This window comes from Stenotrophomonas sp. PS02301, assembly GCF_029959485.1.
GTDB lineage: Bacteria > Pseudomonadota > Gammaproteobacteria > Xanthomonadales > Xanthomonadaceae > Stenotrophomonas > Stenotrophomonas maltophilia_Z.
Map to the genome: position 1 here is coordinate 1 of NZ_JASCOO010000140.1, position 7,981 is coordinate 7,981.

The 7,981-nt window shown below is 65.3% G+C and carries 6 protein-coding genes; 4 read left to right on the forward strand and 2 right to left on the reverse strand.

The window, feature by feature from the left end; all coding sequences use genetic code 11:
• Positions 1–78 precede the first annotated feature (78 nt).
• Complete coding sequence (locus QMX81_RS19680) at positions 79–945, reverse strand: EamA family transporter (RefSeq protein WP_282264017.1); 867 nt, start codon at positions 943–945, stop codon at positions 79–81.
• Positions 946–1,001: 56 nt separating this feature from the next.
• Here QMX81_RS19680 and QMX81_RS19685 point away from each other — a divergent pair, with 56 nt between their 5' ends.
• Positions 1,002–1,688 carry a CocE/NonD family hydrolase gene (locus QMX81_RS19685; RefSeq protein WP_121044340.1) on the forward strand — a complete coding sequence of 229 codons (687 nt, stop codon included), beginning with the start codon at positions 1,002–1,004 and terminating at the stop codon, positions 1,686–1,688.
• Positions 1,685–2,785, forward strand: coding sequence for a cell division protein ZapE (zapE, locus tag QMX81_RS19690; RefSeq protein WP_121044337.1), 1,101 nt, complete (start codon positions 1,685–1,687; stop codon positions 2,783–2,785). Before QMX81_RS19685 ends, zapE begins: the two co-directional genes overlap by 4 nt.
• A 24-nt stretch (positions 2,786–2,809) precedes the next feature.
• Here the strand turns inward: zapE and QMX81_RS19695 are convergent, their stop codons facing one another.
• Positions 2,810–3,631 carry a DUF2884 family protein gene (locus QMX81_RS19695; RefSeq protein WP_282264021.1) on the reverse strand — a complete coding sequence of 274 codons (822 nt, stop codon included), beginning with the start codon at positions 3,629–3,631 and terminating at the stop codon, positions 2,810–2,812.
• Positions 3,632–4,210: 579 nt separating this feature from the next.
• Here QMX81_RS19695 and QMX81_RS19700 point away from each other — a divergent pair.
• Both QMX81_RS19700 and QMX81_RS19705 read left to right on the forward strand, forming a co-directional pair.
• Positions 4,211–6,595: a ribonucleoside-diphosphate reductase subunit alpha gene (locus QMX81_RS19700; RefSeq protein WP_121044335.1), complete on the forward strand. Its 2,385-nt coding sequence runs from the start codon at positions 4,211–4,213 to the stop codon at positions 6,593–6,595.
• A gap of 110 nt (positions 6,596–6,705) precedes the next feature.
• Positions 6,706–7,725, forward strand: coding sequence for a ribonucleotide-diphosphate reductase subunit beta (locus tag QMX81_RS19705; RefSeq protein ID WP_121044332.1), 1,020 nt, complete (start codon positions 6,706–6,708; stop codon positions 7,723–7,725).
• The last annotated feature ends 256 nt before the right edge of the window (positions 7,726–7,981 follow it).

Sequence of the window (7,981 nt, forward strand, 5' to 3'; positions counted from 1 at the left end):
TTGTTTATAAGAGACAGGCCGGGTCCCGGTCGCATGGCCCAGGTTGTGCCGGCCGCTGGCCGGCACCGCATCAATCGGTTACCACGTGCCCCATGCGATCAACCCGATCGCCACGACGGCCAACCCCAGGCCCACCCGGTTCCACCCACTGGTGCGCTCGCCGAAACCGAGGATGCCCACCAGCGCGCCCAGCACCACCACGCCGATGTTCATGCCGGCGAACACCACCGCCGGGCTGTCCGGCAGATGCTGGTGGGCGCGCACGTAGAACAGGATGTTGCCGAAGTTGAGCAGGCCGAGCAGGGCGCCGCCGACCCCGTTGCGCCACTGCAGGCGGGCGATCCCGCGCAGGTGGCGCCATAGCTGCAGGATGAGCATCAGCACGAAGGCCAGGCTGAAGCTGACCAGAAGCGCCGCCATCGAGGGCGTACCCGACAACGCCACCTTCTTGAGCAGGATGTCGACCAGGGCGTAGCCCACCCACACCGCCAGCAGCCATGGCCAGGCCCGCCCACCGGAGGGCTCGGCCGCCCCGGCGCGCGGGCGCACGCTGATCCCCAGGATCGCCAGCAGGCCCAGCCCCAGGCCGGCCAGCTTCCAGCCGTTGGCGCTCTCGCCGAACACCAGGAACGCAGCCAGCAGCGAAAGCAGCAGCGACAATCGCTGGGCCACATCGCTGCGCACGATCCCGGCGCGGGTCACTGCGCGGGCCATCATCAGGAAGATCGCCGGCAACGCCACGGCCAGGCAGAGCAGGGCGGCCCACGGCGCGTGCGGGGTCTGCAGCGAGGCCAGCGAGGGCTGCAGCAGCACCGCGCTGAGCACGCTGGCGACCAGGTAATTCCAGGTCACCACCTGCGGCATGTCCAGCCGCTGGCGCGGCGCCAGCTTCAGCAGGACCGACACCAGCACGCTGCAGAGAACGCTGAAAACCAGATAGTGCATGTACGGATCCGGCGGGGGCGGCGGTGAAGCACGCGGAGGGACGGTATTATGACGCCATGCACAATCCCCCATTTCCCCAAGAAAGCGGTGCGCTGACGCTGGACGGACCGGTCGGTCCGCTGGATGTCGTGGTTGATCTGCCCGAGGCCGATGTCGCGGTGCAGCCGGTGGTGGCGATCGTCTGCCACCCCCTGTCCACCGAGGGCGGCAGCATGCACAACAAGGTGGTGACCATGGCCGCGCGCTCGTTGCGCGACCTGGGCATCGCCACCGTGCGCTTCAACTTCCGCAGCGTCGGCGATTCGGCCGGCAGCTTCGACAACGGCGTGGGCGAGCAGGACGACCTCAAGGCCGTTGCCGCCTGGGTCCGTGCACAGCGGCCGGGCCAGGACCTGTGGCTGGCCGGTTTCAGCTTTGGTGCGTACGTCTCGTTGCGCGCCGCGGGCGACCTGCAGCCGACCACGCTGATCTCGATCGCGCCGCCCGCCGGGCGCTGGGACTTCGAGGGCATGCAGCCCCCGGCCCAGTGGCTGGTGATCCAGGGCGAGGAAGACGAGATCGTCGATCCGCAGGCGGTCTATGACTGGCTGGACGGCCTGGACGCACCGCACGAACTGGTGCGCATGCCCGATACCAGCCATTTCTTCCACCGCAAGATCGTCGACCTGCGCGGCGCGCTCATCCATGGCGTCAAGCAGTGGCTGCCCAACGGCGCCTCCGACGCGGCCCCCGACGCAGCATGAGCGAGACCGTGATGACCCCGTCGCAGCGCTACGCCGATGGCGTGGCCCGGGGCGAATGGCAGAACGACCCGGCCCAGCACGCCGCCCTGGCCGAGCTGGACCGCATCCATCTGGCGCTGGTCGACAGCGCGCAGGACGGCTGGCTGGATCGCCTCTCCGCATTCTGGAAGAAGCCCGAGCCGGTCAAGGGCCTGTATTTCTGGGGCGGGGTGGGGCGCGGCAAGACCTTCCTGGTCGATCTGTTCTATGACGGCCTGCCGATCGAGCAGAAGTACCGCACCCATTTCCACCGTTTCATGCGTGGCATCCACGAGCGCCTGCGCGAGCACCAGGGGCAAAGCGATCCGCTGGCGAAGATCGCCCAGGAGTGGCGCAGCAAACTGCGCGTGCTGGTGCTGGACGAGTTCTTCGTCACCGACATCGGTGATGCAATGCTGCTGGCGCGCCTGCTCGAGCGCATGTTCGCCGAGGGTGTGACCCTGGTGACCACCTCCAATACCGCCGTGGAAAACCTGTACCTCAACGGCCTGCAGCGCGACAGCTTCATGCCCGCGATCGGGCTGCTGCAGACCTACTGCGTCGAGCTGTACGCCGAAGGCACCGAGGACTACCGCATGCGCGCGCTGACCCGCTCGCCGGTGTACCAGTCCCCGATCGATGCCGGCAGCGATGCCTGGCTGGCCGGCCGCTGGGCCGAGCTCAGCGGTGGGCAGCCGGCCAAGGCGGGCAACATCGAGATCGAGGCGCGCAAGATTCCGGTGCGCGGCCGCGGCAAGAGCATCGTCTGGTTCGATTTCAAGGCGCTGTGCGAAGGCCCGCGTGGCCCCTCGGATTACATCGAGATCGCGCACGAGTTCAACACCGTGCTGCTCGGGGACATCCCGCACTTCGACACACTCAACGAAGATGCCGCGCGCCGCTTCGTCAACCTGATCGACGAGCTGTACGACCGCCACGTCAACCTGGTCTGCACCGCGACCGATTCACCGGTCGGGCTGTATTCGGGCATCCGCCTGCAGGGCGCGTTCGAACGTACCGCCTCGCGCCTGATCGAAATGCAGAGCGCCGAGTACCTGGGCACCCCGCACCGCGCGTAGCTCCGCGCCATGCGTGGATGCTCTCTACAACGGCGGCAACACCAACGCATCTCCGCGCGGCAGTTCGTGCGCGATCGGCACCGCTGCGTCCTCGTCGCGGTCCATCACCATCATCGCCAGCGGCTTGCCCTGGTAGCGCACCTCCAGCGACTGCTGGATCGCATCCAGCGCCAGCACCTGCGTGCACAGCGACTGGGCCTGCGCCTCCAGCGCCTGCCCGCGCGCCTCCATGCGGCGCTCCAGGTCGGCCTCCATCTGCTCGGCGCGGGCCTCGATCCGGTCCGAGCCGCCGGTCAGCATCGTCCACATCACGCCGCGGGCCAGCGAGGCCGACATCGACTCGGCGGCCTGCTCGATGCGCGCCTCGAACTGCTCGCCGAACAGATCCTGCTCCCAGATCCCGCGGCCAAGGGTACGGCCGACGTACGCGTGGGCATCCTTGCGCAGCCCGTCCACCTCGCGCGCCCTGCGGAGGCTGCCGGTCATGATTTCCACCGTGGCGCCCAGCGCATCGAAGGCGATGTCCGTGGCCTCGCCGGCCACTCCGGCCACGGCAGGCACCAGCTGGCGGGTGCCCCATTCGAGCTGGCGCAGGCGCTGGGCGTCGGCGTCGCTGACCGGGATCGGCTGGCGATCGATGTTCAGCTCGCCATCGTGGAAGAAGATCTCCGCCGGCACCTGCTCGCGGTTGCGCAGCCAGATCCCGCCGCTGTCCACCAGCACGTTGTAGGGCGTGCTCACCCCGCACTGGCGTGAGGAAAGCGCTGGCGCCTTGGTCCCGCCGGCAGCGGCGGCACCGGCCACGGTCAGGCCCAACATCAGACAGCCGGTCAGGGGCAGGCGCATGGTCGCGTTCATATATAAGGAGGCGTATCAGAGCGTGGCACCCCGCAGCCACCCCGGCGCGGGTCGGAAGTCACCCTGACCGGCGGTCATTCGTTAGGCCGGTGTGAGGCCCGCTGTTCCGTTTTTCGCGACCCTGCGTCGCATCCGGCATCGACGTTTTGGCCTTGACTGCGCACTCGCTTTCGACGGGTCCAGACCGTTCGTCGGACGCCCTTCAGGCCCGGTCCTTGCGCCGCAAGGGATTGGAGAAATTCACTACATTTGGCGTTGACGACACCTGGTACCCCCACTATCTTGTGGCCGTCGGTACCGCCGACCACAAGTCGACGGGAGTATTGCCTTCACGCCGATGGCCTGAAGACCTACTGACAACCGCACGAAGTACAGCGTGTGGTGCCGGTCGCAGGATTCTCCGGGGGGAGAGGACCGGTGACGCAGGGGAACCGCCCGCAGGCTTGCCTGCCCGGGTCGCGGCTCCTGCGACGCCGATAGTCCACCCTGAGCATCTCTGCATCGGTTCCGGCGCCTGCCAGGCAGACCCCGCTGTACCACCCCAAATCACGCCAAGAGGAAAACGCCGTGAGCACCGAAACCAGCGCAGCTATCGATAAGGAAAGCGAATTCCTGCTGACCTCGCCGCCCACGGCGACCGCCATGAGCGTGACCAAGCGCAATGGCACGACCGAACTGGTGGACCTGAACAAGATCGTGCGCGCTGTACAGCGCTGCTGCGAAGGTCTGCATGCGGTGGATCCGATGCGCGTTGCGACCCGCACCATCTCCGGCCTGTACAACGGCGCGACCACCCAGGAGCTGGACGAACTGTCCATCCGCACCTCGGCGCTGCTGATCGGTGAAGAGCCCGAATACGGCCGCCTCGCTGCGCGCCTGCTGGCCAACTTCATCGCCAAGGAAGTGTCCGGCCAGGAAATCCATGCGTTCTCGCAGTCGGTCGGCCGCGGCCACGAAGTGGGCCTGATCAACGCGCGCCTGCTGGAATTCGTGCAGGTCAACGCCCGCAAGCTCAACGACGCGATCGATCCGTCGCTGGACCTGCATTTCGATTACTTCGGCCTGCGTACCCTGTACGACCGTTACCTGCTGCGTCATCCGCACACCCGCAAGGTGATCGAGACCCCGCAGCAGTTCTTCCTGCGCATCGCCAGCGCGCTGAGCGAAGACGTGCCGGAAACCCTCGCGCTGTACAAGCGCATGGGCAACCTGGATTACCTGCCGTCCAGCCCGACCCTGTTCAACTCCGGCACCACGCACGAGCAGCTGTCCTCGTGCTTCCTGCTGGATTCGCCGCAGGATTCGCTGGAGTCGATCTACGCCAAGTACGGCGATATCGCCCAGCTCTCCAAGTTCAGCGGCGGCATCGGCGTCAGCTACAGCCGCGTGCGTTCGCGTGGTTCGCTGATCAAGTCGACCAACGGCCATTCCAACGGCATCGTGCCGTGGCTGAAGACCATGGATTCGTCCGTGGCGGCGGTGAACCAGGGTGGCAAGCGCAAGGGCGCGGCCTGTGTGTACCTGGAAACCTGGCACGCCGATATCGAGGACTTCCTCGAACTGCGTGACAACACCGGCGACGAATCGCGCCGTGCGCACAACCTGAATCTGGCCAACTGGATCCCCGACCTGTTCATGCAGCGCGTCGAGGCCGACCAGGAATGGTCGCTGTTCGATCCGAGCGTGGTGCCCGAGTTCACCGATCTGTTCGGCGAAGCCTTCGAACAGGCTTACCTGCAGGCCGAAGCCCAGGGCAAGGCCCAGCGCACCATCTCCGCACGCAAGCTGTACTCGCGGATGATGCGTACCCTGGCCGAGACCGGCAACGGCTGGATGACGTTCAAGGACAAGTGCAACCGCGCCAGCAACCAGACGCTGCGCCCGGGCAACGTGATCCACCTGTCCAACCTGTGCACCGAAATCCTGGAAATCACCTCGGCCGAAGAGACCGCGGTGTGCAACCTGGGCTCGATCAACCTGGGCAATCATTTCGACGGCCACGGCGAGTTCGATTTCGACAAGCTGGCCGACACCGTGCGCCTGGCCGTGCGTCAGCTCGACCGCGTGATCGACCTGAACTTCTACCCGATCGAAACCGCCCGCCGCGGCAACCTGCGCTGGCGCCCGGTCGGCCTGGGCTGCATGGGCCTGCAGGACGTGTTCTTCCGCAAGCGTCTGGCCTTTGACAGTGCCGAAGCCCGCGCGCTGTCCAAGCAGATCGCCGAAACGATCTACTTCCACGCGCTGGAAACCTCGTGCGAGCTGGCCCAGGAACGCGGCAAGCACCCGTCCTTCGCCGACACCCGTGCGGCCAGCGGCGAGCTGCAGTTCGATGCCTGGAACGTGGTGCCCGAAGACACCGCACGTTGGGATGCCCTGCGTGAGCGCATCAAGGAACACGGCCTGCGCAACTCGCTGCTGATCGCGATCGCCCCGACCGCGACCATCGCCTCGATCGCCGGTTGCTACGAGTGCGTCGAGCCGCAGGTGTCCAACCTGTTCAAGCGCGAAACGCTGTCCGGCGACTTCCTGCAGGTCAACCGTTACCTGGTGAACGAGCTGAAGAAGCTCGGCCACTGGACCCCGGAAATGCGCGACGCGATCAAGCTGGCCGAAGGCTCGATCCAGGGCATCACCCAGATCCCGGAAACGCTGCGCCACATCTACCGCACCGCTTGGGAACTGCCGATGCGTTCGCTGATCGACATGGCCGCCGACCGCGGCGCGTTCATCGACCAGTCCGCCTCGCTCAACCTGTTCATGGAAAGCCCGAACATCGGCGCGATGTCCTCCATGTACATGTACGCCTGGAAGCAGGGCATCAAGACCACGTACTACCTGCGTTCGCGCCCGGCGACCAAGATCGCCAAGACGACCGTCAGCAGCTACACCCCGGTCGAAGCCGTCGCCTGCTCGCTGGAAAACCCGGAAAGCTGCGAGGCGTGCCAGTAAACAAGGCGTGCCGGCCCACCCGGCCGGCACCGCCGGGTGCACGGACGGAAAATCACACATTCGGTAGCTACCGACCGTTGGTCGGTAGTCGCCAAGAAGGACGAAACACCATGGCCGACAAGCCTGCTCAAATGCTGCTCGATCCAGGTTTTGAACTGACGTTGCGCCCGATGCGCTACCCGCAGTTCTATGACATGTATCGCAATGCGATCAAGAACACCTGGACGGTCGAGGAAATCAATTTCCAGATCGACATCAGTGACCTGCACGGCAAGATGTCGCCGGGCGAGCGCCACCTGATCCACCGTCTGGTCGCGTTCTTCGCCACCGGCGATTCGATCGTGTCCAACAATCTGGTGCTGAACCTGTATCAGCATCTGAATGCGCCGGAAGCGCGCATGTACCTGTCGCGCCAGCTGTACGAAGAAGCGCTGCACGTGCAGTTCTACCTGACCCTGCTGGACAACTACCTGCCGGATCCGGACGAGCGCGCCAAGGCGTTCGATGCGGTGGAGAACATCGATTCGATCAAGAAGAAGGCCGACTTCTGCTTCAAGTGGATCGATTCGATCCAGAACCTGAAGCGCATCGAGACCCGTGATGAGCGTCGCCAGTTCCTGCTCAACCAGATCTGCTTCGCGGCGTGCATCGAGGGCCTGTTCTTCTTCGCGGCCTTCGCCTACGTGTACTACTTCCGTTCGCGCGGCCTGCTCAACGGTCTGGCCTCGGGCACCAACTGGGTGTTCCGCGACGAGAGCGCGCACATGGAGTTCGCCTTCGAGTGCGTGGACGTGATCCGCGAGGAAGAGCCGGACCTGTTCGACGATGCGATGAAGCAGGAGGTCTACGACATGCTGGCCGATGCGATCGAGTGCGAAGTGCAGTTCGCCGAGGACGTGCTGTCGGGCGGTGTGGCGGGCATTTCGACGCGTGACATGCGCCAGTATCTGCAGCATTGCGCGGACAATCATTTCCATCGCCTGGGCATGGAGAAGAAGTACAACGTGCGCAATCCGCTGAGCTTCATGGAGCTGCAGGATGTGCAGGAGTTGACCAACTTCTTCGAGCGTCGTTCGTCGGCCTACCAGGTGGGCGTGAAGGGCGAAGTGTCGTTCGACATGTCGTTCTGATCTGACGCTCACGTCGTGATTTCGAAAAGCCCCGGACATGTTCCGGGGCTTTTTTTTTGCGCTCTACTTGCTTGAGCGTTGAAGCGTTGAAGCGTTGAAGCGTTGAAGCGTTGAAGCAAGAGCGTTGGCGTCCGGATGCTGCGAGTAGAAGTGACCCGGGCAGGCGAATGCTGGACCCGCCGTAAATACGTCCTTGTAGGCTCGTGGGGCGCCGCCCAGCGGGCCCCCCCGCCCGCCGATGGACCGGTTATTTTTT